At 72.0% G+C, this 26,389-nt stretch carries 23 protein-coding genes; 9 read left to right on the plus strand and 14 right to left on the minus strand.

All coding sequences use genetic code 11. The features are described from left to right. Window positions 1-35: 35 nt before the first annotated feature. Genes NW895_RS26200 through NW895_RS26210 form a run of 3 tightly spaced genes read left to right on the plus strand, consistent with a single transcriptional unit; the run spans window position 36 to window position 3,383 of the window. Entirely contained in the window at window positions 36-1,181 is a 1,146-nt protein-coding gene (locus NW895_RS26200; RefSeq protein WP_289938520.1) for an FAD-binding oxidoreductase, read from the plus strand. Beyond that, window positions 1,178-2,239: a saccharopine dehydrogenase gene (locus NW895_RS26205; protein ID WP_289938521.1), complete on the plus strand. Its 1,062-nt coding sequence runs from the start codon at window positions 1,178-1,180 to the stop codon at window positions 2,237-2,239. Before NW895_RS26200 ends, NW895_RS26205 begins: the two co-directional genes overlap by 4 nt. Then, a complete protein-coding gene (locus NW895_RS26210; RefSeq protein ID WP_289938522.1) occupies window positions 2,232-3,383 on the plus strand; it encodes a saccharopine dehydrogenase family protein in 1,152 nt (383 codons plus the stop codon). The genes NW895_RS26205 and NW895_RS26210 overlap by 8 nt, the downstream gene beginning before the upstream one ends. Here NW895_RS26210 and NW895_RS26215 read toward each other — a convergent pair. The 3 genes from NW895_RS26215 to NW895_RS26225 form a co-directional block, all read right to left on the minus strand. Beyond that, window positions 3,373-4,602: a serine hydrolase domain-containing protein gene (locus NW895_RS26215; RefSeq protein ID WP_289938523.1), complete on the minus strand. Its 1,230-nt coding sequence runs from the start codon at window positions 4,600-4,602 to the stop codon at window positions 3,373-3,375. The two genes, NW895_RS26210 and NW895_RS26215, sit on opposite strands and share 11 nt — an antisense overlap. Before the next feature lie 63 nt (window positions 4,603-4,665). Next, the gene (locus NW895_RS26220; RefSeq protein ID WP_289938524.1) at window positions 4,666-6,012 is read right to left on the minus strand and encodes an MFS transporter; all 1,347 of its coding nucleotides are present in this window, start codon (window positions 6,010-6,012) and stop codon (window positions 4,666-4,668) included. Then, window positions 6,009-6,587 carry a TetR/AcrR family transcriptional regulator gene (locus tag NW895_RS26225; protein ID WP_289938525.1) on the minus strand — a complete coding sequence of 193 codons (579 nt, stop codon included), beginning with the start codon at window positions 6,585-6,587 and terminating at the stop codon, window positions 6,009-6,011. Before NW895_RS26225 ends, NW895_RS26220 begins: the two co-directional genes overlap by 4 nt. A gap of 84 nt (window positions 6,588-6,671) precedes the next feature. Between NW895_RS26225 and NW895_RS26230 the strand changes: the two genes are divergently transcribed. Then, complete coding sequence (locus tag NW895_RS26230) at window positions 6,672-7,121, plus strand: PPOX class F420-dependent oxidoreductase (RefSeq protein ID WP_289938526.1); 450 nt, start codon at window positions 6,672-6,674, stop codon at window positions 7,119-7,121. Window positions 7,122-7,210: 89 nt separating this feature from the next. After that, window positions 7,211-7,645, plus strand: coding sequence for a VOC family protein (locus NW895_RS26235; RefSeq protein ID WP_289938527.1), 435 nt, complete (start codon window positions 7,211-7,213; stop codon window positions 7,643-7,645). 54 nt (window positions 7,646-7,699) lie between these two features. Here NW895_RS26235 and NW895_RS26240 read toward each other — a convergent pair whose 3' ends face one another. After that, window positions 7,700-9,046: an MFS transporter gene (locus tag NW895_RS26240; protein WP_289938528.1), complete on the minus strand. Its 1,347-nt coding sequence runs from the start codon at window positions 9,044-9,046 to the stop codon at window positions 7,700-7,702. A 202-nt stretch (window positions 9,047-9,248) separates the two neighbouring features. After that, a complete protein-coding gene (locus NW895_RS26245) occupies window positions 9,249-9,914 on the minus strand; it encodes a TetR/AcrR family transcriptional regulator (protein WP_289938530.1) in 666 nt (221 codons plus the stop codon). A gap of 145 nt (window positions 9,915-10,059) precedes the next feature. Between NW895_RS26245 and NW895_RS26250 the strand changes: the two genes are divergently transcribed. Continuing rightward, window positions 10,060-10,935, plus strand: a complete 876-nt coding sequence (locus tag NW895_RS26250) for a shikimate dehydrogenase (RefSeq protein ID WP_289938531.1) — start codon at window positions 10,060-10,062, stop codon at window positions 10,933-10,935. Between the two features lie 26 nt (window positions 10,936-10,961). Then, entirely contained in the window at window positions 10,962-12,755 is a 1,794-nt protein-coding gene (locus NW895_RS26255) for a sugar phosphate isomerase/epimerase and 4-hydroxyphenylpyruvate domain-containing protein (RefSeq protein WP_289938532.1), read from the plus strand. On the opposite strand, the gene NW895_RS26260 is transcribed toward NW895_RS26255, so the two are convergent. Genes NW895_RS26260 through tkt form a run of 8 tightly spaced genes read right to left on the minus strand, consistent with a single transcriptional unit; the run spans window position 12,742 to window position 23,178 of the window. Continuing rightward, complete coding sequence (locus NW895_RS26260) at window positions 12,742-14,205, minus strand: membrane-associated oxidoreductase (RefSeq protein WP_289938534.1); 1,464 nt, start codon at window positions 14,203-14,205, stop codon at window positions 12,742-12,744. The two genes, NW895_RS26255 and NW895_RS26260, sit on opposite strands and share 14 nt — an antisense overlap. 57 nt (window positions 14,206-14,262) lie before the next feature. Beyond that, window positions 14,263-14,850, minus strand: coding sequence for a histidine phosphatase family protein (locus tag NW895_RS26265; RefSeq protein ID WP_289938535.1), 588 nt, complete (start codon window positions 14,848-14,850; stop codon window positions 14,263-14,265). Between the two features lie 7 nt (window positions 14,851-14,857). After that, window positions 14,858-15,739, minus strand: a complete 882-nt coding sequence (gene gnd, locus NW895_RS26270; protein ID WP_289938536.1) for a phosphogluconate dehydrogenase (NAD(+)-dependent, decarboxylating) — start codon at window positions 15,737-15,739, stop codon at window positions 14,858-14,860. A gap of 1 nt (window position 15,740) precedes the next feature. Beyond that, a complete protein-coding gene (gene pgi, locus NW895_RS26275) occupies window positions 15,741-17,393 on the minus strand; it encodes a glucose-6-phosphate isomerase (protein ID WP_289938537.1) in 1,653 nt (550 codons plus the stop codon). Further along, window positions 17,386-18,321, minus strand: coding sequence for a glucose-6-phosphate dehydrogenase assembly protein OpcA (gene opcA, locus NW895_RS26280; RefSeq protein ID WP_289938538.1), 936 nt, complete (start codon window positions 18,319-18,321; stop codon window positions 17,386-17,388). The genes pgi and opcA overlap by 8 nt, the downstream gene beginning before the upstream one ends. Beyond that, complete coding sequence (gene zwf / locus NW895_RS26285; RefSeq protein ID WP_289938539.1) at window positions 18,318-19,940, minus strand: glucose-6-phosphate dehydrogenase; 1,623 nt, start codon at window positions 19,938-19,940, stop codon at window positions 18,318-18,320. Before zwf ends, opcA begins: the two co-directional genes overlap by 4 nt. Next, window positions 19,941-21,083 (minus strand): transaldolase, encoded by a 1,143-nt coding sequence (gene tal, locus NW895_RS26290; protein ID WP_289938540.1) that lies wholly within the window; start codon window positions 21,081-21,083, stop codon window positions 19,941-19,943. Window positions 21,084-21,102: 19 nt separating this feature from the next. After that, window positions 21,103-23,178, minus strand: coding sequence for a transketolase (tkt, locus tag NW895_RS26295; RefSeq protein WP_289938541.1), 2,076 nt, complete (start codon window positions 23,176-23,178; stop codon window positions 21,103-21,105). A 146-nt stretch (window positions 23,179-23,324) separates the two neighbouring features. On the opposite strand from tkt, the gene NW895_RS26300 reads away from it, so the two are divergent. Both NW895_RS26300 and NW895_RS26305 read left to right on the plus strand, forming a co-directional pair. Beyond that, window positions 23,325-24,227 (plus strand): AraC family transcriptional regulator, encoded by a 903-nt coding sequence (locus NW895_RS26300; RefSeq protein WP_289938542.1) that lies wholly within the window; start codon window positions 23,325-23,327, stop codon window positions 24,225-24,227. An 86-nt stretch (window positions 24,228-24,313) separates the two neighbouring features. Further along, window positions 24,314-24,679: a hypothetical protein gene (locus tag NW895_RS26305; RefSeq protein ID WP_289938543.1), complete on the plus strand. Its 366-nt coding sequence runs from the start codon at window positions 24,314-24,316 to the stop codon at window positions 24,677-24,679. Between the two features lie 74 nt (window positions 24,680-24,753). Here NW895_RS26305 and NW895_RS26310 read toward each other — a convergent pair whose 3' ends face one another. Further along, window positions 24,754-26,166: a glycoside hydrolase family 16 protein gene (locus NW895_RS26310; RefSeq protein ID WP_289938544.1), complete on the minus strand. Its 1,413-nt coding sequence runs from the start codon at window positions 26,164-26,166 to the stop codon at window positions 24,754-24,756. Window positions 26,167-26,389 lie beyond the last annotated feature (223 nt).

The raw sequence follows: 26,389 nt of genomic DNA on the forward strand, positions 1-26,389 counted from the left end.
CGGGCCGGGGCCGCCCGCCGGAAGGAGCCGCCCGCGTGAGCACACAGGCCTCGGTCGTCGTCATCGGCGGCGGTGTGATGGGCACGTCCATCGCCTGCCACCTGTCCCGCGCCGGCGTCCGCGACGTCGTCCTCGTCGAGCGGGAGGAACTCGCCTCCGGCTCGACGTCGAAGGCCGCGGGCGGGGTGCGGGCGCAGTTCTCCGACGAGCTGAACGTGCTGCTCGGCGCGCGCAGTCTGGAGGCGTTCGGCCGGTTCGAGGAGGACACCGGGTACGACATCGGGCTGCACCGGGTCGGCTACCTGTTCCTGCTGTCCACGCCCGAGGACGTCGCCGCCTTCGAGGCGGGCGTACGGCTGCAGAACTCCCTCGGCGTGCCCAGCCGCATGCTCGCCCCGGAGGAAGCCGCGGAACTCTCCCCGCTGATCAGCACCGACGGGCTGCTGGCGGCCGCGTTCTCACCGGACGACGGGTACTGCACCCCCGAGTCCGTCGTCCACGGCTACGCGGCCGCCGCCCGCCGCCACGGCGCCCGGATCCTGCGGCACACCGAGGTCACCGGCATCGAACGGCACGGCGACACCATCACCGCGGTGACCACCACCCGGGGCCGTATCACCACCGACACGGTGATCTGCGCGGCCGGCGCCTGGTCGCGGGCCGTCGGCGCGATGGCCGGCGTGGACCTGCCGGTGGAGCCGTTGCGCCGCCAGATCGCGGTCACCGAACCGGTCGCGGGGCTGCCGCCGTCCCTGCCCATGACCATCGACTTCACCACGAGCCTCTACTTCCACCGCGAGGGCCCCGGCCTCCTCGTCGGCATGTCCGACCCGGACGAGACGCCCGGCTTCGCCACCGACCCCCACGACCGCTGGATCCCCGGGCTGTGCGCGGCCATGGAGCACCGCGCGCCGGCCCTGCTCGACCTGCGCCGCACCGGCGGCTGGGCGGGCCTGTACGAGATCACCCCGGACCACAACGCGCTGATCGGCGAGGCGACTTCACCCTCCCGCTTCCTGTACGCGACCGGCTTCTCCGGCCACGGCTTCCTCCAGGGACCCGCCGTGGGCGAGATCGTCCGCGACCTGTACCTCGGCCGCGTACCCTTCGTGGACGTCAGCCCGCTCAGCGCCGGCCGGTTCGCGGCCGACGCCCCGCGCCCGGAGGCCAACCTGGTATGACCGAGCTCCATCTGTGGCTGCGCCACGAGGTCCGTACGACCGAGCGGCGCACGCCGATCGTGCCCTCCGACGCCCGCCGCCTCGTCGAGAACGGTGTCACCCTCACCGTGGAGGAGTCACCGCAGCGGATCTTCCCGATCGAGGAGTACGAGGCGGCCGGCTGCCGGGTCGCGCCCGCGGGATCGTGGACCTCGGCGCCCGAGGACGCCGTGATCACCGGCCTGAAGGAACTCCCCGACGAACCGGCCCGGTTGGTCCACCGCCACCTCTACTTCGGGCACGCCTACAAGCGGCAGCCGGGAGCGGCGGAGCTGCTGCGGCGGTTCGCCGCCGGGGGAGGGCGGCTGTTCGACGTGGAGTACCTGGTGGACGACACCGGGCGGCGCCTGGCCGCCTTCGGGTTCTGGGCGGGCTATCTGGGCGCGGCCCTGGCGGTGCTCCAGCACCGGGGCAGGACGGCCGCGCCCCTGACGCCCACGACGAAGGACGAACTGGACGCGAGGCTGCGGCCCGCGGCCGGGGACGCGGACTTCACCGCACTCGTGATCGGCTCTCTCGGCCGCAGCGGCCGGGGCGCGCGTGTGGCGTTCTCCGTGGCCGGGGTCGAGCCCACCTGCTGGGACCTGGAGGAGACCCGCGACCTGGACCGCCGCGCCCTGCTGGACCACGACGTGATGGTGAACGCGGTCCTCGCCACCAGCCCGGTGCCGCCCTTCCTCCGTGAGCAGGACCTCGACGACCCGTCCCGTCGTCTGCGCACGCTCTGCGATGTCACCTGCGACGTCGGCTCGCCCCTCAACGTCCTGCCGATCTACGACCGCACCACCGACTGGGACGAGCCCGCCCGCCGGCTGCGCAAGGAGCCCCCGCTCGACCTGATCGCCATCGACAACCTGCCGTCCCTGCTGCCGAAGGAGTCCAGCACCGACTTCTCGGCCGCCCTGCTGCCCCACCTGCTGGACTTCGGCGTCGGCGGGCCGTGGGGCCGCTGCCTGGACAGCTTCCACCGGGCCTGCCGTGAACTGGGTGTCGAGGGAGAGGAGTTCGGTGATGTCTGACCTGAGTCCCGCGAGCGGCACCGTGCACTGGATCGGTGCCGGCCTGTCCACGGGCAGCGGCCTGGCCCGGCTGTGCGAGACGGCCGAGCGGGTACGGCTGTGGCACCGCACCGAGGACCGCGCGGCCGGCGCCCTCGACCGGCTGGGCCTGACGGGACGCGCCGAACCCCGCGCCTACACGCTCTCCGCGCTCACGGCAGCCTTGGCGCCCGGCGATGTCGTCGTGTCGATGCTGCCCGCTTCCGAACACGCCGGGCTGCTGGCCGCCTGCGTGGACCGGCGGGCCCATTTCGCCTGCTCCAGCTATGTTTCGGACGCGGTCCTCGCGCAGGTGCCCGCGGCCCTCGCCGCGGGGCTCGTCGTACTGACGGAGGCGGGGCTCGACCCGGGCATCGACCACCTCTTCGCGCACGACCTGGTCGCCCGGGCCCGCGAGGCGGTCGGCGACACGACCGCGGCCTCGTACGACCTCACCTCGTACTGCGGCGGCGTCCCCGCCGTCCCGAACGACTTCACCTACCGCTTCAGCTGGGCGCCCCTGGGCGTGCTCAACGCCCTTCGCTCGCCCGCCCGTTACATCGAGGACGGCGCGCAGACCCTCGCCGAGCGCCCCTGGGAGGCCACCCGGCGGCACGTTCTCGACGGGGAGGCCTTCGAGGTCTACCCCAACCGCGACAGCGTCCCGTTCGTCGAGCAGTACGGCCTGCCGCCCGCCTGGAAGCCACGGACGTTCGTGCGCGGCACTCTGCGCCTGGCGGGCTGGCTGCGGGCCTGGGACGGCGTCTTCGAGGAGCTGAAGAGCGGCGACGACGCACGGATCGCCGCCCTGGCACGGGAGTTGGCGGACGCCTACCCGACCACCGACGCCGACCGCGACCGTGTCGTCCTCGCCGTGTCGCTGGACGTGCGGGGCGCGGAGGGACTGTCGTGGTCGGACGGCTGCCTCCTCGACCTGGTGGGCGACGCGGAGGAGAGCGCCATGGCCCGCTGCGTCTCCCGCACCCTCGCCCTGGGCGTCCGCCACATCCTGGACGGCTCCCTGCCGGCGGGCCTGAACCGGGCCGCGGAGACGGCCGAGCGGTCCCGTCAGTGGCTGCGCGAACTCGCCGACGAGGGCGTCCGGTTCGGGCGGCTCAGTCCTTGACGGCCTCGTGCACGAGCCGCTTGAGGTCCGGGAAGGTCGTGTGCGAGGACTTCGGCCGTACCTGCGTCATGAACTGCACGGTCAGATCGCGGCTCGGGTCGACCCAGAAGGTCGTGGTCGCCACGCCGCTCCAGCCGTAGGTGCCGAGGCCGGAGGGCGCCTGGGTGCGGGCGGGGTCGATCACCACCGAGACGCCGAGACCGAAGCCGACGCCGTCGTTGCCGCGCTCGTCGTGGGCGGGGCGGCTGCCGAAGGCGCGCAGGTCGGCGTTGCCGGGCAGCTGGTTGCGGGTCATGAGGTCCACCGTCCGCGGGGCGAGCAGACGGGTGCCGTCGAGTTCGCCGCGGCGTCGCAGCAGCTCCATGAAGCGGTGGACGTCATGGGCCGAGGCCACCATGCCGCCGCTGCCGGACAGGAACCGCGGCCGGCCCCGCAGCGGCAATCCGGGGATCGGTTCGATGCCGCCGCCGTCCCGCTCCCCGTACAGCTCGGCCAGCCGCTCGGCCTGCTCGTCCGTGACGCAGAACCCGGCGTCGGCCATGCCGAGGGGCCCGAAGATCCGCTCGGCGAGGAACGCGTCCAGCGGCTGTCCGGACACCACCTCGATGACCCGGCCCAGCACGTTGCTCGCGACCGAGTAGTTCCACTGCGTGCCCGGCTCGAACTGCAGCGGCAGGCTCGCGTACAGGTCGACCGTCGCGGCCAGGTCCCAGCCGGGACGCACGGAGGACTCCAGTCCGGCGGCGCGGTAGAGGGCGTCGACGGGGTGGGTGTGGTAGAAGCCGAAGGTCAGGCCGGCGGTGTGGGTCATCAGGTGCCGGACGAGTATCGGGCCGGCGGCCGGCCGGGTCTCGGTGCCGTCGCCGGAGCCGCCGATGTAGACGCGCGGGTTCTCGAAGGCCGGGATGTGGTCGGCGACCGGGTCGTCCAGCGACAGCCGGCCCTCCTCCACCAGCATGAGCGCGGCGACCGAGGTGACCGGCTTGGTCATGGAGTAGATCCGCCACAGCGTGTCGGTCCCGACGGGGAGCCCGGCCGCGAGGTCGCGGTGGCCGTGGGTGGTGAGGTGGGCGACGCGTCCGCCGCGGGTGACGGACACGAGGTAGCCGGGGAGGTGTCCTTCGTCGACCTGGTGGGCGAAGTGCTGGTCGAGGCGGTCCAGAGCCTTCGGATCCAGTCCCACTTCACCCGGGTCGACCTCTTGTCGCAGCTGTGCCATGGCTTTCCTCCGTCGCATTCCTCAAGTGCGATCCGGCATACCCAGCACGGATGCCCTCAGACCTCATCGTGGCGCAGTAACACGCGAAGGGCCGGCTTCGTCGGGAAGACCGACGATCGTGACGCCGCGGCGTCCCGGCAGCGCGAGCCCCGCCGTCGCACCGGCCACCGCCACAGCGGCCAGGGTGAGCAGGGCCGCTCCCGCGCCGCCGAGCGCCATGAGGGTGGTCGCGGCGGCGACCCCCAGCGTCGGCCCGACGTTCATCGCGGTCTGCTGCAGCCCGCCCGCCACTCCGGCCGACGCGACGGGGGCCTGCCGCACGACGACATGGGTCGCCGCCACCATCACCGTGCCGAACCCGGCACCGATCAGCGCGAAGCCGCCGCACAGCGCGGGCGTGGCCGACGCTCGGGAGAGCACCAGGATGCCCAGGGCGAGGACGGCCATCGCCGCCACGGTCGTCCGGCGCGCACCGGCCCGGCGCAGCAGCACGGCGCAGCAGGGCGCCGCGAGCACCATCAGCAGGGCCAACGGCAGGCTGCGCAGGGCGCTTTGGACGGGGTCCAGGCCGAGCGTGTCCTGCAGGACGAAGGTGCCCGCGAACAGCGTGCCCGACAGGGCGGCCGACGCGGCCACCAGGATGCCGAGCGCCGAGCCGACGGCCGGGGAGCGGGCGATGTCCTCCGGCACCAGCGGTCTGGCCGTACGGCGCTCATGGCGGACGAAGGCGGCTCCCGCGGCCGGCCCGGCCACCGCCGTCCAGCCGGGCTCCGGCAGCGCGACGAGGGCGTGCACCAGGCAGGCGAGCGTCACGGCGAGAAGCAGGGCGCCGGGGAGGTCCAGCGGGGAGCGGTGGGCGCGTCTCGGGCCCGGTACGGCGAGGGCGAGCACGCCGAACGCCAGCGCGGGCACGACGTTGACGAGGAACACGGCACGCCAGCCAGGCCCGGCCACCAGCGCCCCGCCCGCGACCGGCCCGGCGGCCGCCGCCAGTCCGATCGCGCTGGTCCGCAGGGCGATCGGCAGCCGCAGCCGGTCGGGCGGGTACGCGGCGCGCAGCATCCCGAGTGTGGCCGGTTGCAGCAGCGCACCGGAGACTCCCTGGGCGATCCGCAGGGCGATCACCCAGCCGGCGTCGGGGGCCAGCCCGACGCCCGCGGACGCGGCGCCGAAGCCGAGCATGCCGATGCCGAAGACCCGCTGGTGCCCGTACCGGTCGCCGAGCCGCCCGGCGAACACCAGCAGGCTCGCCACCGCGATCAGATATCCCGTGCTGGTCCACTGCACCTGCCCGAACGAGGCGTCCAGGTCCCGTTGCAGCGTGGGCTGTGCGACGGTGAGGACCGTGCCGTCCAGGGCGACGACCGCCGCCCCGGCCACGCTGCTCGCGAGCGTCAGACGGGGGTTCACCGCCCGTCCCCGCGACCGAGGTGAGCGTCCAGGGCGGACCGCAGCAGGGGCACGAAGTCGTCGGCGCCGGTGGCGAGTTGCATGCTGCCCCAGCGCCACAGCTGGGCGATGCCGTGCAGGTTCGCCCACAGCGCGCCCGCGACGAGCCGGGCATCCGCCTCCGGGCGGACACGGCCGACCAGGTCCACCAGGCGGCCGAACAGCGGAAGGCTGGTGTCCCGCAGCCCCAAGTGGCCGCTCTCCAGCAGGTCGTGGCGGAACATCAGCTCGTACATGCCGGGGTTGTCCAGCGCGAAATCCAGGTAGACGCGGACCAGCGTCTCCAGCTCGGCACGCGGGGCCGCGCCCTCGCCGGTCGCCGCCGTCACCCGGTCCGCCAGCTCGGCGAAACCGCGGCGCGCGATGGCCGACAGCAACTCCAGATGCGTGGGGAAGTAGCGGCGCGGCGCACCGTGCGAGACGCCGGCCCGGCGGGCGATCTCCCGCAGGCTCAGCGCCCCCACACCCTCCCGCGTCACCAGATCGACGCCGGCCTCGACCAGCCGGGCGCGCAGCCCCGTCTCGGGTTCGTTCACAGACACTGTCTACCAGTCGTAGTAGACACTGTCTACGGTGCTGGTGCGGGAATGGTCGGGCCGACCGGGCCGGTTGACCCGGATATGACTCAGGACGCCACGCAGGAAGCGCTGCTCAGCCTGCTCTCCGAAGGCCACGGCGGGGTGCTGGTCACCCTCAAGCGCGACGGCCGCCCCCAGTTGTCGAACGTCAGCCACGCCTACTACCCCGACGAGCGGATCATCCGGGTGTCCCTCACGGACGACCGCGCCAAGACCCGCAACCTGCGCCGTGACCCCCGGGCGTCGTACCACGTGACCACCCCCGACCGGTGGGCCTACACGGTCGCCGAGGGCACGGCCGACCTCTCGCCGGTGGCCTCGGACCCGCACGACGAGACGGTCGAGGAGCTCATCCGCCTCTACCGTGACGTCCAGGGCGAGCACCCCGACTGGGACGACTACCGGGCCGCGATGGTCCGCGACCGCCGCCTCGTGCTGCGGCTGCGGGTGGAGCGGGCCTACGGCATCCCCAGGAGGGCGGACCGGGGCTGACGTGGGCCGTGTTCCGCCCGGCCGGCGCCATGAGCCACCGGAACCTGAGTATCAGCATCAATGTCAGTGCCGCCCGGTACGGTCCCGCCATGGCAGCCACATTCGATCTCACCCTGGACTGTGCGGACGCACAGCTCCTCGCCGCGTTCTGGAAGACGGCGCTGGGCTATGTCGACGAGCCACCGCCGGCTCCCTTCACCACACGCGAGGAGTGGCTCGCGCAGTTCGATCTGCCGGAGGACGAGTCGGCGGACGACGGAGCCTGGCTCTGCGACCCGGACGGCGCCGGGCCCCGCCTGTCCCTCTTCAAGGTCCCCGAGGCCAAGACGGGCAAGAACCGGCTCCACATCGACATCCGGGTGCCGGGACACGGCGGCCCCGACGAGCGGTGGGCCCGTGTCCGCGCGGAGTCCGAGCGGCTGGTGACGGCGGGCGCGACCGTGCTGGAGGAGTACGACGGGCACCATGTCGTGATGGCCGACCCCGAGGGCAACGAGTTCTGCGTCGGCGCCGCCTCCGCGTGACGGTCCCCGGATGCCACGAGGGATCCGGGGACCCGGGGCATGCGGGGCGCGGGCTCAGGCCGTCACCGTCTCCGGCTGTGACGTCTCCTGCCGGGCCCGCTCGCCGAGCCGTTCCGTCGGCACCTTGTGGGTCTCGCGGGCCGAGAGCGCGGCGATCACCGGCGGGACGCACAGGGCCGCCGTGAACAGGGCCACCGCCGACCAGTCGTCGCCGTTCGGGCCGGCGATCCGCGCGGCGAAGGTGACCGCGAACCCGGCCACCGCGAAGCCGATCTGCGTGCCGATCGCCACGCCGGACAGCCGGACCCGGGTGGAGAACATCTCGCCGTAGAAGGCGGGCCACACACCGTTCGCGGCGCTGTAGACGACGCCGAAGGCGACGATGCCGAGCAGCAGCGCCAGCGGGTAGGAGCCCGTCGAGATCGCCCAGAGGTAGGCGAACATCGTCACCGCGCTGCCGGCCGCGCCGATCAGGTAGACCGGGCGGCGGCCGATGCGGTCCGACAGCGTGGCCCACAGGGGGATGGCGGCCAGCGCGACCAGGTTGGCGAGCGCGCCCACCCACAGCATCGACGAGCGGGACATGCCGACCGAGTCACTGGTCGCGTACGCCAGCGCCCACACCGTGAAGATCGTGCTGACCGAGGCGATGAGCGCGCCCGCGATCACCCGCAGCACGTCCGCCCAGTGCTCCCGCACCAGCACGACCAGCGGCAGCTTCGCCACGCCCTCGCTCGCGGCCTGCTGGGAGAAGGCCGGGGTCTCCTCCAGCGTGCGGCGGATGACGTGGCCGGCGACGGCGACCGCGACGCTCAGCCAGAACGGGACCCGCCAGCCCCAGGACAGCAGCTGGTCCTCGGGGAGCGCGGCGACCGGGACGAAGACCAGGGTCGCGAGGAGCTGGCCGCCCTGCGTGCCGCTCAGGGTGAAGCTGGTGAAGAACCCGCGCCGGCCCGGTGGCGCGTGTTCCAGGGTCATCGAGTTGGCGCTGGCCTGTTCTCCCGCCGCCGATATGCCCTGCAGCACCCGGCACAGCACCAGCAGCACCGGAGCGAGCGTGCCGACCTGGGCGCGGGTGGGCAGACAGCCGATGAGGAAGGTCGACAGGCCCATCAGGATCAGGGTGAAAACCATGATCTTCTTGCGCCCGAGGCGGTCGCCGAAGTGGCCGAGGAACAGCGCGCCGACCGGACGGGCCGCGTACGCGACACCGAACGTGGCCAGCGACAGCAGGGTCGCGGTGGCCGGGTCCGACTCGTCGAAGAAGACCTGCGGGAAGATCAGCGCGGCGGCGCTGCCGTAGATGAAGAAGTCGTAGTACTCCAGCGCGCTGCCGATCCAGGCGGCGGCCGCGGCTTTCTTCGGCTGCCCGGGTGGGGCGTCGGGGGCGGGGACGGACACGGCGTGCTCCTTCGAGGGGACTCCGACGCGGGCGGAGTGAGACGGCGGGGAGTAGTACCGGATCCCTGGGGTGACGGGACGGCCGTGCCGGGCGCTACCCGGCTAATTAACCCACTGGGTAGTTAGTAGCGGTTGGGTAGGGATGCTGCGCCCGCGTTTCCCACGTGTCAAGGGGTCGCGCCGTACGCGGTCGGTACGGCGCTCAGTCCGCCGCGCGCTCCGCGGTCAGGTAGGCGATCACCATGTCGCCGAGCATGGTGCGGTAGTGCTCGCGCCGGGCCGGGTCCACCAGGTCGCGGCCGAACAGGGCGCCGAAGGTGTGCCGGTTGGAGACCCGGAAGAAGCAGAAGGCGCTGATCATCGCGTGCAGGTCGACCGCGTCGGCGTCGGACGTGAACAGCCCCGACTCCTGCCCCGCCTCCAGGATGCGGCGGATGACGTCCAGCGCCGGTGAGCCGATCTTCCCGAGCTTCTCGGAGGCCGCGATGTGCTCCGCCCCGTGGATGTTCTCGATGCTGACCAGGCGGATGAAGTCGGGGTGCTGCTCATGGTGGTCGAAGGTCACCTCCGCCAGGCGCCGGATGGCCGCCACCGGGTCCAGGTGCTCGACGTCGAGCTGCTGCTCGGCCTCGCGGATCACGCTGTAGGCCCGCTCCAGGACGGCCGTGAACAGCTGTTCCTTGCCGCCGAAGTAGTAGTAGATCATCCGCTTCGTGGTGCGGGTGCGGGCGGCGATCTCGTCCACGCGGGCCCCGTCGTAGCCGGCCCGCGCGAACTCCTGCGTGGCCACGTCGAGGATCTCGGCCTTGGTGCGGGCGGCGTCACGGATCCGCCCGTTCGGTCGTGCCGGTTCTTCGACGCTGGTCATCGGGTTCCTTCGGACGAGGGGCCAGTGCCGGTGATTGTAGAAGCACGCTCCGTGCCGCCGTACCCGACGAGGTCTTCCCCTGTCCGGCCCCTGGCTGCTATGACTAACGTACTGGTTCGTACATTAGCCGCTCGGGAGGCCCGCGGTGCCCCAGGACTCGTATCTCGTCGGACTGATCGGTTCCGGCATCGGCCCCTCACTCAGTCCGGCACTGCACGAGCGGGAGGCCGACCGCCAGGGGCTGCGCTGTCTGTACCGGCTGATCGACATCGACCCGCTCGGCCTGCCGCCCGAGGCGGTGGGCGATCTGGTGCGCGCGGCCCGCGACCTCGGCTTCGACGGGCTCAACATCACCCACCCCTGCAAGCAGCTCGTCATCGAGCACCTGGACGAGCTGGCCCCGCAGGCCCGGGCGCTCGGCGCGGTCAACACCGTCGTCTTCGACGGCGGCCGGGCGATCGGCCACAACACCGACGTCACCGGCTTCGCCGCCTCCTTCGCGCGCGGACTGCCCGACGTGCCGCTGGAGCAAGTGGTGCAGCTCGGCGCGGGCGGCGCGGGCGCGGCCGTCGCGCACGCCACGCTCACCCTCGGCGCCGGGCGGGTCACCGTCGTCGACGCGCGGCCCGAGCGGGCCACCGCCCTCGCGGCCTCCCTGAACCGGCACTTCGGCGGCGGCCGCGCGGCCGCCGCGCCCCCGGACCGGCTGCCCGAGCTGCTCACGGCCGCCGACGGCATCGTCCACGCCACCCCCACCGGCATGGCAGCCCATCCGGGCCTGCCGCTGCCCGCCGAACTGCTCCACCCGGACCTGTGGATCGCCGAGGTGGTCTACCGCCCCCTGGAGACCGAGCTGCTGCGCACCGCCCGCGCGCTGGGCTGCGCCACCCTCGACGGCGGCGGCATGGCCGTCTTCCAGGCCGCGGACGCGTTCCGCCTGTTCACCGGGCGGGAACCCGACAGCGCACGCATGCTCGCGGACATCGCCGAGCTGGCGGGTGCCGTAGGAAGCCCGAGGTAGGACCCGAGGTAAGGAGAGGTACCGACGTGCGTACATCCATCGCCACCGTCTCCCTCAGCGGATCCCTCACCGAGAAGCTCACGGCCGCCGCCCGGGCCGGCTTCGACGGCGTGGAGATCTTCGAGAACGACCTGCTGGCCAGCCCCCTCACCCCCGAGGAGGTCCGCGCCCGCTGCGCCGATCTCGGCCTCACCATCGACCTCTACCAGCCGATGCGGGACATCGAGGCCGTACCCGCCGACGAGTTCGCCCGCAACGTGCGGCGCGCCCGCCACAAGTTCGAGCTGATGCGCAGGCTCGGCGCCGACACCGTCCTGGTCTGCTCCAGCGTCTCCCCGCTCGCCGTGGACGACGACGCGCTCGCCGCCGAGCAGCTGAGCCGGCTCGCCGACCTGGCACAGGAGTCCGGCATCCGAATCGCCTACGAGGCGCTCGCCTGGGGCCGGCACGTCAGCACCTACGACCACGCCTGGCACATCGTGGAGACCGCCGGCCACCCCGCGCTCGGCACCTGCCTGGACAGCTTCCACATCCTTTCCCGCGGCAGCGACCCGAAGGGCGTCGAGGACATCCCCGGCGAGAAGATCTTCTTCCTCCAGCTCGCCGACGCCCCGCTGCTCGCGATGGACGTGCTGCAGTGGAGCCGCCACTACCGCTGCTTCCCCGGGCAGGGCGGCTTCGACGTGGCCGGACTCGTGCGGCACGTGCTGCGCACCGGCTACGACGGCCCGCTCTCGCTGGAGGTCTTCAACGACGTCTTCCGGCAGTCCGAGGCCGGCCCCACGGCGGTGGACGCCCAGCGCTCCCTGCGGGTGCTCCAGGAAACGGTCGGCGTGACCACGCCGCCCGCGCCCGTCGTCCCCACCGGCGTCGCCTTCGCCGAGCTGGTCACCCCCGACGCGGCACCCGTCGCGGCGCTGCTCGGCGCGCTGGGCTTCGTCCGCACCGCACGGCACCGCAGCAAGCCCGTCGACCTGTGGCAGCAGGGCGAGGCCCGCGTCCTGGTCAACACCGGCCCCGCCGTGCGCCGGGACGGCACCCAGCTCGCCGCGATCGGACTGGAGTCACCCGACCCGGCGGGCGCGGCCCGCCGCGCCGAGGCCCTGCTGGCCCCCGTGCTGCCGCGCCGCCGCGCCCCCGAGGACGCCCCGCTCGACGCGGTCGCCGCCCCCGACGGCACGGAACTCTTCTTCTGCGCCACGGACCGACCCGGACTGCCCGACTGGCGAGCGGACTTCACGGACGTGGCGCACCACGCCACACCCGGCGGCATCCGGCGCATCGACCACCTCGGCCTCACCCAGCCCTGGCACCACTTCGACGAGGCCGCCCTCTTCCACCGCAGCGTCCTCGGCCTGCACGCCCAGGAGAGCGTGGACCTCGCCGACCCCTACGGCCTGCTGCGCAGCCGCGCCGTCACCAACCCCGACGGCAGCGTCCGTATCGCGCTGAGCGTCGGCGCGGCGCCCACCGACGACACCGTGCAGGCCCAGCACATCGCGCTGGCCACCGACGTCGTCGCCGCCGCCCGCCGTTTCCGCGCGGCCGGGGGCCGCCTGCTGCCCATCCCCGCGAACTACTACGACGACCTGGCGGCCCGGCACGAGTTCGCCGACGGCGAGCTGGAGACGTACCGCGAACTCGGCATCCTCCACGACCGGGACGCGCACGGCGAGTTCCGGCACTGCTACACCCTCACTCTCGGCCGGGTGTTCCTCGAACTGGTCCAGCGCGACGGCGGCTACCGCGGCTACGGCGCTCAGAACGCCCCCGTACGGCTGGCGGCCCAGCACACGGTGAAGGGGGTCACTGGCGGCTGACGGTCCGGGTCACGCCGGCGACGACCGTCGTGGCCAGGATCCAGCCGGTGATGATCAGGACGTAGGAGAGCGTCTGGTACCAGCCGCGCGGGGCGAACGCGTTCTCCTGACCGAAGGAGATCACCGGCAGCAGCAGGTCGAGCGTGTAGAACACCGGGTCGAAGCGCGGGGCCTCCGACGGTTTCAGCGGCGGGGGATGGTGCAGGCCGTACGCGACCGAGCCGACGGCGAGCAGCGACAGCAGCCAGACGCAGGCGCGCAGCGGGCGGAAGCCGTAGCCGACGGTGGCGTCCTGGAGGTGGCCCCACAACCGGCCGTACCAGGGCAGTGTGCCGCGGTGGCGGCGCTGCTTGGCGAGTTGCACGAGCCGGGCCGCGTGGTCGTCACCGATACGGCGGTAGGCGGCGGTCAACTGCTCGTAGGCGTGGGGGACATAACCCTCGCGGTCCCGCTCCAGCATCGGCAGGCGGCGCTCGGCGGGCTCGTGGGGGATGAGGGTGGTGTAGACGAGGCTGTCGAGGAGGACCTCGTCCGGGACCGCCTCCGGTTCCAGGAACAGGGTGTCGACCTGAGCGCGGCGCAGGTTGAGGCTCCCCTCCATGGGCGGGCTCCGGCGCAGCCAGAGCTCTCCGATGGCGCAGCCGCTCGCCCGCAGGGCCGGGCCGCCGGGGTTCGACAGGCGTGCGTGCGACAGGTCGAAGCGACCCGCCACACGGGCGCCGCGCAGGCCGATCCAGCCGGTCAGGTCCACGCGCCGCATGAGGATGTTGCCCTCCACCACGAGGGTCTGCGCGTCGATGACGGCTCCGCCGGGGTGGTGGAGCCGGGCGTCGTCGAAGTCGACCGACCCGGCGATGGTGGCGCCGTCGAGCCGTATCCCGCCCTGCGTACGCAGCCCGGGCGCACACAGTTCGTCCTCGATGGTCACGTGCTTGAGCTGCAGCACGGGCCGAGGCCCGTCCGGTTCGGTGAGTTCCGCCCTCTCCAGGAACAGCGATCCCGCGATCTGCGCCCCGCCGAGCCGGAGCGGCCCCCGGAACCGGCAGCGCGTCAGCCGCAGGCTGCCGTCCACCCGGGCGCGTGCCAACCCCAGGCCGGGAAGCACGGAGTCACTCAGGTTGAGATAGCTCAGGTGGGCGCCGGAGAGGTCGGGAGTGTCGTCGAAGCGGCAGTGACTGAGGCGTACGACGCTGTCGACCGTCGCGTAGCGAAGGTCCAGTACGCCGGTGATCCGGGCGCCGGCCACCTTGAGGGCGGCGACTTCCCCCTCCTCCTGCGGAGCCGTCAGCAGCAGTGCCCGCAGCACCCCCGCCCGTACGGTCCGCTCCGGTCCCCGGCCGTCGCCGGGCGCCGGGTCCTCGTCCTCCCCGGTGCGGAAGTCCACGGCCTCCCCGCGGGGGAAGGCCCGCCACACCCGTTCCTCGGCCGGCGTCAGATCGTTGATCTCCATCGCCGGGACTCTGACGCGGCTGCCGGGGGCTGTCAACTCGCCCCCGGCAGCCGTGCTTTACGACCTGGTGTTCCACTCCGCGATCACGGGCCTGCCATGCTCCGTCGACAGTCGGCTCAGCGTCCCCGTCTCCAGCCGGAACAGCCGCCCGTCCGCCGGCGGCAAGCCCAGCCGGCGCGCGGTGAGCACGCGCAGGAAGTGCCCGTGGGCCACGAGCATCACATCGCCGTCCGCGAGCGCCTCCGACACCCGGGACAGCACCCGGTCGGCGCGCTCGCCCACCTGTGCCGGTGTCTCGCCGGGATGCCCTGGAGGGCCGGGCGGCACCCCGTCCGTCCACAGGTCCCAGCCGGGCCGTGTGCGGTGTATCTCGGCGGTGGTGACGCCCTCGTAGGCGCCGTAGTCCCACTCGTGCAGGTCGGCGTCCGTCACCGCCCCGGTCAGGCCCGCGAGTTCGGCGGTGCGCAGCGCGCGGCCGAGCGGGCTGGTGAGCGTGCGGGCGAAGGTCCGTCCGGTGAGGAGAGGAGCGAGTGACTTGGCCTGCTCCTCGCCGTGCTGGGTGAGGGGCAGGTCGGTGAGGCCGGTGTGCCGTCCCGACGCGCTCCATTCCGTCTCTCCGTGGCGGACCAGCAGGAGATCCCCCATGGCCGGACTACTCCTTCGCCGACTCGACGGCGTGGCCGCCGAACTGGTTGCGCAGGGCCGCGATCATCTTCATCTGCGGCGAGTCGTCCTGGCGGGAGGCGAACCGGGCGAAGAGCGAGGCAGTGATCGCCGGGAGCGGCACCGCGTTGTCGATGGCCGCCTCGACGGTCCAGCGGCCCTCGCCGGAGTCCTCCGCGTACCCGCGCAGCTTGTGCAGGTGCTCGTCCTCGTCGAGGGCGTTCACCGCGAGGTCGAGCAGCCAGGAGCGGATGACGGTGCCCTCCTGCCAGGAGCGGAACACCTCGCGGACGTTGTCCACGGAGTCCACGGCCTCCAGCAGCTCCCAGCCCTCGGCGTAGGCCTGCATCATCGCGTACTCGATGCCGTTGTGGACCATCTTCGCGAAGTGCCCGGCGCCCACCTTGCCCGCGTGGACGTAACCGTACGGGCCCTCCGGCTTGAGCGCGTGGAAGATCGGCTTGAGCCGCTCCACGTGCTCGGTGTCGCCGCCGACCATCAGCGCGTAGCCGTTCTTCAGGCCCCACACGCCGCCGGAGACGCCGGCGTCGACGAAGCCGATGCCCTTGGCGCCGAGTTCGGCGGCGTGCTTCTCGTCGTCGGTCCAGCGGGAGTTGCCGCCGTCGACGACGGTGTCGCCGGGCTGGAGCAGGTCCGCCAGCTCGTCGACGACGGACTGGGTGGCGGCGCCGGCCGGGACCATCACCCAGATGGTGCGGGGGGCTTCGAGCTTGCCGACCAGTTCGGTCAGGCTGCTCACGTCGGAGAGTTCGGGGTTGCGGTCGTAGCCGATGACGGTGTGGCCGGCGCGGCGTATCCGCTCGCGCATGTTGCCGCCCATCTTGCCGAGGCCGATCAGACCGATCTGCATGTCAGTTCACTTCCTTAAGGTCGCGGTAGGCGGCCACGAGGGCGGCGGTGGACGGGTCGAGACCGGGGACGTCCACTCCTTCCGTGAGGGCGGGTTCGACGCGCTTGGCGAGGACCTTGCCGAGCTCGACGCCCCACTGGTCGAAGGAGTCGATGTTCCAGATCGCGCCCTGCACGAACACCTTGTGCTCGTAGAGGGCGATCAGCTGGCCCAGCACCGACGGGGTCAGCTCGGTGGCCAGGATCGTCGTGGTCGGGTGATTGCCCTTGAAGGTGCGGTGCGGCATCTGCTCCTCGGGTACGCCCTCCGCCCGTACCTCCTCGGCCGTCTTGCCGAAGGCGAGTGCCTGGCCCTGCGCGAACAGGTTGGCCATCAGCAGGTCGTGCTGCGCCTTGAGGTCGTCGCTCAGCTCGGCGACGGGCCGGGCGAAACCGATCAGGTCGGCCGGGATGAGCTTGGTGCCCTGGTGGATCAACTGGTAGTAGGCGTGCTGCCCGTTGGTGCCGGGCGTGCCCCACACCACCGGCCCGGTCTGCCACTCCACGGGGCTGCCGTCCCGGTCCACGGACTTGCCGTTGGACTCCATGTCCAGCTGCTGCAGATATGCCGTGAACTTCGACAGATAGTGCGAGTACGGCAGTACCGCGTGCGACTGGGCGCCGAAGAAATTGCCGTACCAGACACCCAGCAGGCCCAGGATCAAAGGTGCGTTGGCCTCGGCGGGTGCGTTCCGGAAGTGCTCGTCGACGGTCCTGAACCCGTCGAGCATCTGGCGGAACCGGTCCGGACCGATGGCGATCATCAGGGACAGACCGATCGCGGAGTCGTAGGAGTAGCGGCCGCCGACCCAGTCCCAGAACTCGAACATGTTCTCGGTGTCGATGCCGAACTCGGTGACCTTCTCGGCGTTCGTCGACAGGGCGACGAAATGCCGGGCGACCGCCTTCTCGTCGCCCCCCAGACCCTCCAGGAGCCAGGAGCGGGCCGAGGTGGCGTTCGTGATCGTCTCGATCGTGGTGAACGTCTTGGACGCGACGATGAACAGCGTCTCCGCCGGGTCCAGGTCCCGGACCGCCTCGTGCAGGTCGGCGCCGTCGACGTTCGACACGAAGCGGAACGTCAACTCCCGTGCCGTGTAGGGACGCAGCGCCTCGTACGCCATCGCCGGGCCCAGGTCGGAGCCGCCGATGCCGATGTTGACGACGTTCCGGATGCGACGGCCCGTGTGGCCGGTCCACTCGCCCGAGCGGACCCGGTCCGCGAAGGCCGCCATCTTGTCGAGGACGGCGTGGACCTCGGGGACGACGTTCTCGCCGTCCACCTCGATGACCGCGTCCCGCGGGGCCCGCAGGGCGGTGTGCAGCACGGCCCGCTGCTCGGTGACGTTGATCTTCTCGCCGCGGAACATGGCGTCGCGCAGTCCGAACACGTCGGTGGCGGCGGCCAGCTCCTGGAGCAGGGCCAGCGTGTCGTCGGTGACGAGGTTCTTGGAGTAGTCGATGCGCAGGTCGCCGACGCGTACGACGTAACGTTCCGCGCGCCCCGGGTCGGCGGCGAACAGCTCCCGCAGGTTCCGGTGGAGCAGGGCTTCCGCGCGGTGGTCCTCCAGGGCGGCCCACTGCGGCCGCCGGGTGAGCTTGGGCAGGTCAGACATGTGCCGGGGTCTCCTTGGTGCCCTCGCCCCGCAGGGCGACGGCGTACATCTCGTCCGCGTCGAGGCGCCTGAGCTCCTCGGCGATGAGTTCGGAGGTGGGACGGACCTTCAGCGCGAGCGTGCGCGAGGGCTGGCCCGGGAGGGACAGCGTGGCCAGCGGGCCCTCGGGACGGTCGATGACGATCTCGCCCTTCTCGGTGCCCAGGCGCACCCCGGTGACGACCGGACCGGCGGTCTCCACCCGGTCGACCGTCACGTTCAGCCGGGCCTCCAGCCAGCGGGCCAGCAGCTCGGCGCTCGGGTTGTCGGCCTCGCTCTCCACGGCCGCCGAGGTCACGTCCAGCCGGGCCTGGTCCAGGGCGGCGGCCAGCATCGAGCGCCACGGTGTGAGGCGGGTCCAGGCGAGGTCGGTGTCGCCGGGCGCGTACGACTTCACGCGGGCCTCAAGGGTCCGCAGCGGGTGCTCGACGGCGTACAGGTCGGTGATCCGGCGCTGGGCGAGGGCGCCGAGCGGGTCCTTCGCCGGGTTCTCCGGCGCGTCCACCGGCCACCACACGACGACCGGGGCGTCCGGCAGCAGCAGCGGCAGCACCACCGAGTCGGCGTGCTCGGACACCTCGCCGTACATGCGCAGGACGACCGTCTCGCCGGTGCCCGCGTCGGCGCCCACCCGGACCTCGGCGTCGAGGTGGGAGCGGGTGCGGTCGCGCGGGGTGCGGGCCTGTCGCTTGATGACGACGAGGGTGCGCGAGGGGTGCTCGTGCGAGGCTTCCTCGGCCGCCTTGATCGAGTCGTAGGCGTTCTCCTCGTCCGTGACGATCACCATCGTCAGGACCATGCCCACCGCGGGTGTACCGATGGCGCGGCGACCCTGCACCAGCGCCTTGTTGATCTTGCTTGCCGTGGTGTCGGTCAGGTCGATCTTCATGGCCTGCGCCAGCTCCGTCCGTCTCGTGCGAGCATCTCGTCGGCTTCCTCGGGTCCCCAGGTGCCCGAGGCGTACTGCGCGGGCCTGCCGTGTGTCGCCCAGTACTCCTCGATCGGATCGAGGATCCTCCAGGACTCTTCCACTTCCTGGTGACGCGGGAACAGATTGGCATCGCCCAGAAGGACGTCCAGAATGAGACGCTCGTACGCCTCCGGGCTGGACTCCGTGAACGACTCGCCGTAGGCGAAGTCCATCGACACGTCCCGGATCTCCATCGACGTGCCCGGCACCTTGGAGCCGAAGCGGACCGTCATGCCCTCGTCGGGCTGGACGCGGATGACGATGGCGTTCTGGCCCAGCTCCTCGGTGGCGGTGGAGTCGAAGGGGGAGTGCGGCGCCCGCTGGAAGACCACCGCGATCTCGGTGACCCGGCGGCCGAGCCGCTTGCCGGTGCGCAGGTAGAAGGGGACGCCCGCCCAGCGGCGGTTGTCGATGCCCAGCTTGATCGCGGCGTAGGTGTCGGTCGTGGAGGCCGGGTCGATGCCCTCCTCCTCCAGGTAGCCGCGGACCTTCTCGCCGCCCTGCCAGGCGGGCGCGTACTGCCCGCGCACGGTGTGCCTGCCGAGATCGTCCGGCAGCCGCACGGCGCGCAGGACCTTCAGCTTCTCGGTGAGCAGCGACTCGGCGTCGAAGGAGGCCGGCTCCTCCATGGCCGTCAGCGCCATCAGCTGCAGCAGGTGGTTCTGGATGACGTCCCGGGCGGCGCCGATGCCGTCGTAGTAGCCGGCGCGGCCGCCGATGCCGATGTCCTCGGCCATGGTGATCTGCACATGGTCGACGTACGACCGGTTCCAGATCGGCTCGTACATCTGGTTGGCGAAGCGCAGCGCCAGGATGTTCTGGACGGTCTCCTTGCCCAGGTAGTGGTCGATGCGGAACACCTGGTCGGGCTCGAACACGTCGTGCACGATCGCGTTCAGGTCGCAGGCGCTCGCCAGGTCGTGCCCGAACGGCTTCTCGATGACCGCCCGGCGCCAGGAGCCCTCCGGCGCGTCGGCCAGGCCGTGCTTCTTCAGCTGCTGGACGACCTTGGGGAAGAACTTCGGCGGCACGGACAGGTAGAAGGCGTAGTTGCCGCTGGTGCCGCGGGAGGCGTCCAGCTCGTCGACGGCGGCACGCAACTGCTTGAACGCCGTGTCGTCGTCGAAGTCACCGGGGATGAACCGCATGCCCTCGGCGAGCTGCTGCCAGACCTCCTCGCGGAAGGGGGTGCGGGCGTGCTCGCGCACCGCGTCGTGCACCACCTGCGCGAAGTCCTGGTCCTCCCAGTCCCGGCGGGCGAAGCCCACCAGGGAGAAGCCCGGCGGCAGCAGGCCGCGGTTGGCCAGGTCGTACACGGCCGGCATCAGCTTCTTGCGGGACAGGTCACCGGTGACACCGAAGATGACCAGGCCGGACGGGCCGGCGATACGGGGCAGGCGCCGGTCGCGGGGGTCGCGCAGGGGGTTGGACCAGTAGTCCGTCCGGCGCGGGTCCTCCGGTGTGAGGGCGGCTTCGAGGACGGCCGTGCTCTTCGCGGGGGCGGCGGCCGTGTCCGCCGTGGGGATCTCGTCGCTCATTCAAGCCTCAACTCCCTTGCTGTTCAGGGACTTCGTGACCGCGTCCAGCAGGTCCTGCCAGGCCACCGCGAACTTGGCGACGCCTTCCTCCTCCAGCTGCCGCACGACCTCGTCGTAGGAGACGCCCAGCCGCTCGACGGCCGCGAGGTCGGCACGGGCCTGCGCGTAGCGGCCGGTGACGGTGTCGCCGGCGACGGCACCGTGGTCGGCGGTGGCGTTCAGCGTGGCCTCGGGCATGGTGTTGACCGTGCCGGGCGCCACCAGGTCCTCCACGTACAGGGTGTCCTTGTAGGCCGGGTCCTTCACACCGGTGGAGGCCCACAGGGGGCGCTGCCGGTTGGCGCGGGCCGCGGCGAGGGCGGTCCAGCGCTCCCCGGCGAAGAGCTCCTCGTACGCCTGGTACGCGAGCCGCGCGTTGGCCAGGGCCGCCTTCCCCTTCAGGGCGAGGGCCTCGTCCGTGCCCAGCAGCGTCAGCCGCTTGTCGATCTCGGTGTCGACGCGGGAGACGAAGAAGGAGGCGACGGAGTGGATGGCCGACAGGTCGAGCCCGGCCGCCTGTGCCGTCTCCAGACCGGCGAGGTAGGCGTCCATGACCTCGCGGTAGCGCTCCAGCGAGAAGATCAGCGTCACATTGACGCTGATGCCGGCGCCGATCACCTCGGTGATCGCCGGGAGACCCGCCCTGGTCGCCGGAATCTTGATCATCACGTTGGGGCGGTCGACCAGCCAGGCCAGCTGCTTGGCCTCGGCGACCGTCGCCGCCGTGTCGTGGGCGAGGCGCGGGTCGACCTCGATGGAGACCCGGCCGTCCCGGCCGCCGGTCGCCTCGTACACCGGCCTGAGGACGTCGGCGGCGGCCCGTACGTCGGCGGTGGTCATCATGCGCACGGCCTCGTCGACCGTCACGCCCCGCACCGCAAGGTCGGCGAGCTGCTCCTCGTAGCCCTCGCCGGAGCCGATCGCGGCCTGGAAGATGGACGGGTTGGTGGTCACGCCCACCACGTGCCTGGTATCGACGAGCTCGGCCAGGTTGCCGGACTCGATCCGCCGGCGTGACAGGTCGTCCAGCCAGATCGAGACGCCCTCGTCGGACAGGCGCTTGAGTGCTCCCGCGGATGCGGTCGCTTCGGTCACAGTGATCATCTTCTTTCCGGCGGTCGGATCAGGCACGCGCGGCGGCCAGGGATTCCCGGGCTGCGGCGACGACGTTCTCGGCGGTGAAGCCGTACTCGGCGAACAGGGTCTTGGCGTCGGCCGAGGCGCCGAAGTGCTCCAGGGAGACGATGCGTCCCGCGTCCCCCACGAACCGGTGCCACGTCAGACCGATGCCGGCCTCGACCGCGACCCGGGCCTTCACGGACGGCGGCAGGACACGCTCGCGGTACGCCTGGTCCTGCTCCTCGAACCACTCCACGGACGGCATCGACACGACCCTGGTGCCGATCCCCTCGGCCTCCAGCCGCTCCCGCGCGGCGACGGCGAGCTGCACCTCGGAGCCGGTGGCGATGAGGATCACGTCCGGGGCCTCCTTCGACGACTCCGCGAGGACGTAGCCGCCCTTCGCCGCGTCCGGGTTCGGCCGGTACGTCGGCACGCCCTGGCGGGTGAGCGCGAGGCCGTGCGGGGCCGGGTCGGTGGCGTGCCGCTTGAGGATCTCCGCCCAGGCGATCGCGGTCTCGTTGGCGTCGGCCGGGCGGACGACGTTCAGGCCCGGGATCGCGCGCAGGGAGGCCAGGTGCTCGACCGGCTGGTGGGTGGGGCCGTCCTCGCCGAGGCCGATGGAGTCGTGCGTCCAGACGTACGTCACCGGCAGCTGCATCAGGGCCGACATGCGGACGGCGTTGCGCATGTAGTCGGAGAACACCAGGAAGGTGCCGCCGTAGATGCGGGTGTTGCCGTGCAGTGCGATGCCGTTCATCTCCGCGGCCATGGAGAACTCACGGATGCCGAAGTGAACGGTGCGGCCGTACGGATCGGCCTCCGGCAGCGGGTTGCCCGTCGGCAGGAAGGAGCTGGTCTTGTCGATGGTGGTGTTGTTCGAGCCGGCCAGATCGGCCGAGCCGCCCCACAGCTCGGGGATCACCGCCCCCAGCGCCTGCAGCACCTTCCCGGACGCGGCACGGGTGGCGACGGACTTGCCGGGCTCGAACACCGGCAGGGCGTCCTCCCAGCCCCTCGGCAGCTCACCCTTGCTGATCCGGTCGAACAGCTCCGCCCGCTCGGCGTCGGCGCCGCGCCAGGCGGCGATCCGCTTGTCCCAGGCGGCGTGCGCCTCGGCACCCCGGTCCAGGGCGCGGCGGGTGTGGGCGAGGACGTCGTCGGCGACCTCGAAGGTCTGCTCCGGGTCGAAGCCGAGGACGCGCTTGGTGGCCGCGACCTCGTCCTCGCCGAGCGCCGAGCCGTGCGCGGCCTCGGTGTTCTGCGCGTTCGGGGCGGGCCAGGCGATGATCGTGCGCATCGCGATGATCGAGGGACGCCCGGTCTCGGCCTGCGCCGCCCGCAGCGCCGCGTACAGCGCGTGCACGTCGATGTCGCCGTTCTCGGCGGGCTCGATCCGCTGCACGTGCCAGCCGTAGGCCTCGTACCGCTTGAGCACGTCCTCGGAGAAGGCGGTGGCGGTGTCGCCCTCGATGGAGATGTGGTTGTCGTCGTACAGGAAGACCAGGTTGCCGAGCTTCTGGTGGCCGGCGAGGGAGGAGGCCTCGGCGGAGACGCCCTCCTGGAGGTCGCCGTCGGAGACGATCGCCCAGATGGTGTGGTCGAAGGGGGACTCGCCCTGCGGGGCGTCCGGGTCGAACAGGCCCCGCTCGAAGCGGGCGGCCATCGCCATGCCGACGGCGTTGGCGACGCCCTGGCCGAGCGGGCCGGTGGTGGTCTCCACGCCGGCGGTGTGGCCGTACTCGGGGTGACCCGGGGTCTTCGAACCGTGCGTGCGGAACGCCTTCAGGTCGTCCAGCTCCAGCTCGTAGCCCGAGAGGAAGAGCTGGGTGTAGAGCGTCAGCGAGGTGTGGCCGGGGGACAGCACGAAGCGGTCGCGGCCGGCCCACTCCGGGTCGGCCGGGTCATGGCGCATCACCTTCTGAAAGATCGTGTACGCCGCCGGGGCGAGGCTCATCGCGGTGCCGGGATGCCCGTTTCCGACCTTCTGCACGGCATCGGCCGCCAGCAGGCGGGCGGTGTCGACGGCACGCCGGTCGAGTTCGGTCCATTCGAAGGTGTCCGGTGTCTGCGTGCTCATCTTCAAGAAGTCCTCGATGGGAGCGTGGTAGCTGGTCCGACGTGTTCGAACTTAAAAGTCTGACTTTTCTGAGGGAAGGTCGCGGTGTGCCAGCCTTTGGTGAAACTGGGACACCGACCGGGCGATCGAGCGGGCACAAGAAGAACATGGCGGACAGAACCATCCAAGACGGTGACGGTGTCGGCGGCGACGGGATCAGAACGTTCCCCTTCCCGGTCGATCGGAGCGTCCTCGGCGTCGGCATGCAGGTCGGCCCCATGGGCACCGGCCGCACCTGGCACGCCGAGGCGCCGCTTCACCGTGTGCACCGCATCGACTTCCACGTCGTGATGCTCTTCAGCGACGGCCCCGTACGACACATGATCGACTTCGCCGAGTACGAGGCGACGGCCGGCGACCTGCTGTGGATCCGCCCGGGGCAGGTCCACCGCTTCGCGCGGGACAGCGAGTACCGCGGAACCGTCCTGACCATGCAGCCCGGCTTCCTGCCCCGCGCCACGGTCGAGGCCACCGGCCTGTACCGCTACGACCTGCCGCCCCTGCTGCACCCCGACGCGGCACAGCGGAAGGGCCTGCAAGCCGCGCTCGCCCAGCTGCGGCGCGAGTACGAGGACACGTCGACGCTGCCGCTGAGCCTGCACACCGCGGTGCTGCGCCACTCCCTGACGGCGTTCCTGCTGCGCCTGGCGCATCTCGCGGCGAGCTCGGCGGCTCAGGCCGCCGGGCGGCCCGGCACCACCTTCACCCTCTTCCGGGACGCCGTGGAGGAGGGGTTCGCCACCAACCACAGCGTCAGCGCCTACGCCGACGCCCTCGGTTACTCCCGCCGCACCCTGGTCCGCGCGGTCCGCGCCGCCACCGGCGAGACGCCCAAGGCGTTCATCGACAAGCGGGTCGTCCTGGAGGCCAAGCGCCTTCTCGCCCACACCGACATGCCGATCGGCCGGGTCGGCGCGGCGGTCGGTTTCCCCGACGCGGCGAACTTCTCCAAGTTCTTCCACCAGCACACGGACATGACGCCGGCGGCGTTCCGCGCGGAGTTGCGTTAGGGGCCATCGGGAAATCGCCTTCTCCTGCGACGGCCCCACCCGTAACATCGCCTGCCGGTGGCTCACTTCGCTGCTCGGGGGGACGATTGGAACGACCGGACGACCGCACGGCGCCGGTCCTGCGCTTCGCGACGGAACTCGCCGCCTGGGTGGCCACTCCCTGGGCGCTGTCCGGGCACTCATGGCTGCTCGCCGTCCTGGCCGTGGTGGTCCTGATCGGCCTCCCGACGGTCTTCTCCACCCCAGGGGACAAGGCCCAGGTGATCGTGCCGGTGCCCGGCCGGGTCACGATCCTGCTGGTGCTGCTGCAACTCGCCGCGGCCGTGATCTCCGCGTGGCTGGCCTGGCCGTCCTGGGCAGCGGTCCTGGTGTCCCTGCTGGCCGCCACCACCCTCGTCACGGAACGCCGACGGTGGCAGTGGCTGGCCTCGCTCGACCGACGGGGTGCCTGACGGCCCGCGCAAGCGGGGCGAGCGCCCTGTGCGGGTGGGCGCAGGGCGCTCGCCGGCGCGTGCTCGGCCCGGGGTCAGTGACCGAAGTCGAACCAGTTCACGTTGACGAAGTCCTGCGACTGCCCGCTGGTGAAGGTGAGATACACGTCGTGCGTGCCCGTCACCGGGCTGATGTTCGCCGGGATCGTCCGCCATGACTGCCAGCCGCCCGTGTTGCCCACCGCGAAGCTGCCGACGGGTGTGCTGGTACGGCTGTCGAGGCGCACCTCCACCAGGCCGCTGACGCCGGAGGCGGCGCCGCTCGCCACCCGGCCGTAGAACTGCCTGGCCGCGGTGGAGCCGAAGCTGACGCCCTTGAAGAGGGCCCAGTCACCGTTGGCCAGCGAACCGATGTTCCGGCCGCCGCCGGAGTCGGAGGTGGTCTCGGTGGTCACCCCCGACTGGCCGTCGTACGACTCGGCCTGGATGGCGCTGTAGGCGTCCCGGCTGCCGGTCGGAGGAGGCGTGGTACCGCTCCCACCGGCCGACAGCACCTGGACGTAGTCCACGACCATCGGGACGCCGGATCGCGTGTCGCCGTCCAGGCCACCGCCGAACGCGTCCGGGAAGGCGCCGCCCATCGCGACGTTGAGGATGATGAAGAAGCCGTGGTCGGTGGCGTTGGCCCAGGTGGTCGCGTCGACCTGGTTGGCGGTGACCGTGTGGAAGGTGACGCCGTCGACGGAGAACCGGATCGCCTCCGGGCTCACCGAGCGGTCCCACTCCATGGTGTACGTGTGGAAGCCGGACTGGCAGGTGGTGTTCGGGCACGCCGTGGAGTTGCCGATGCCGGTGGTCTCGTTGCACGGGCCGCCGGGGTTGGTGCCGCAGTGCATCGTGGCCCACACCTGGTTGCGGCCCTGGACGTTCTCCATGATGTCCAGCTCACCGACGCCCGGCCAGTTCTGGTAGTTGCCGCGGTAGGGCGCGCCCAGCATCCAGAACGCGGGCCAGTAGCCCTCGGCCGCGGTGCCGGTGACGTTGGGCATCTGGAGGCGGGCCTCGACGCGCAGCTTGCCGCCGGACGGGGGCTGGAAGTCGGTGCGGTTGGTCTCGATGCGGCCCGAGGTCCACCTGCCGGCCGCGTCGCGCAGCGGGGTGATGCGCAGGTTGCCGTTGCCGTCGAGGGAGACGTTGCCGGTGCTGTTCGTCATCGTCTCGACCTCGCCGGTGCCCCAGTTGGCGGGGCCGCCGGGGTACGACGTGCCGGTCGCGTACTGCCAGTCGGACGTGTTGACGCCCGTGCCCGCGGCGCCGTTGAAGTCGTCGAGGAAGACCTGCGTCCAGCCGGCCGGGGGTGTGGGAGCGGAGGCGTTCGCGGCCGGGCCGGCGACCGCGGCGGCGGTCAACGTGAGGCCGAGGGTGCCGAGTACGGCGACGAGCGCGCGCCGGACGGGGCGGCGTCTGCGCGTCGGGGCGGGGACGGGTATACCGGAGGTGTCACTCATGTGGGGGTGCCTCTCGGGTACGGGGTGATGTGCGCGGGTGAGCCCGGGGAGCGCCCCGGACGTCCCTGAGAGCGCTCTCAAAGTGCCGCCAATGTGCTCCTCGTCACGGAGGCCGTCAAGAGGTGAAACCGTGAAAGTGCTTGGGCGGCAGTGGAGTTCACCCCGTGAAACCCCGGACGCCCGCCGGTGAGGCCTCTGTTGCGGGCCGGGCCCTTTCCGATCA

The sequence above is a fragment of the Streptomyces sp. S.PNR 29 genome, from assembly GCF_030386795.1.
Lineage (GTDB): Bacteria > Actinomycetota > Actinomycetes > Streptomycetales > Streptomycetaceae > Streptomyces.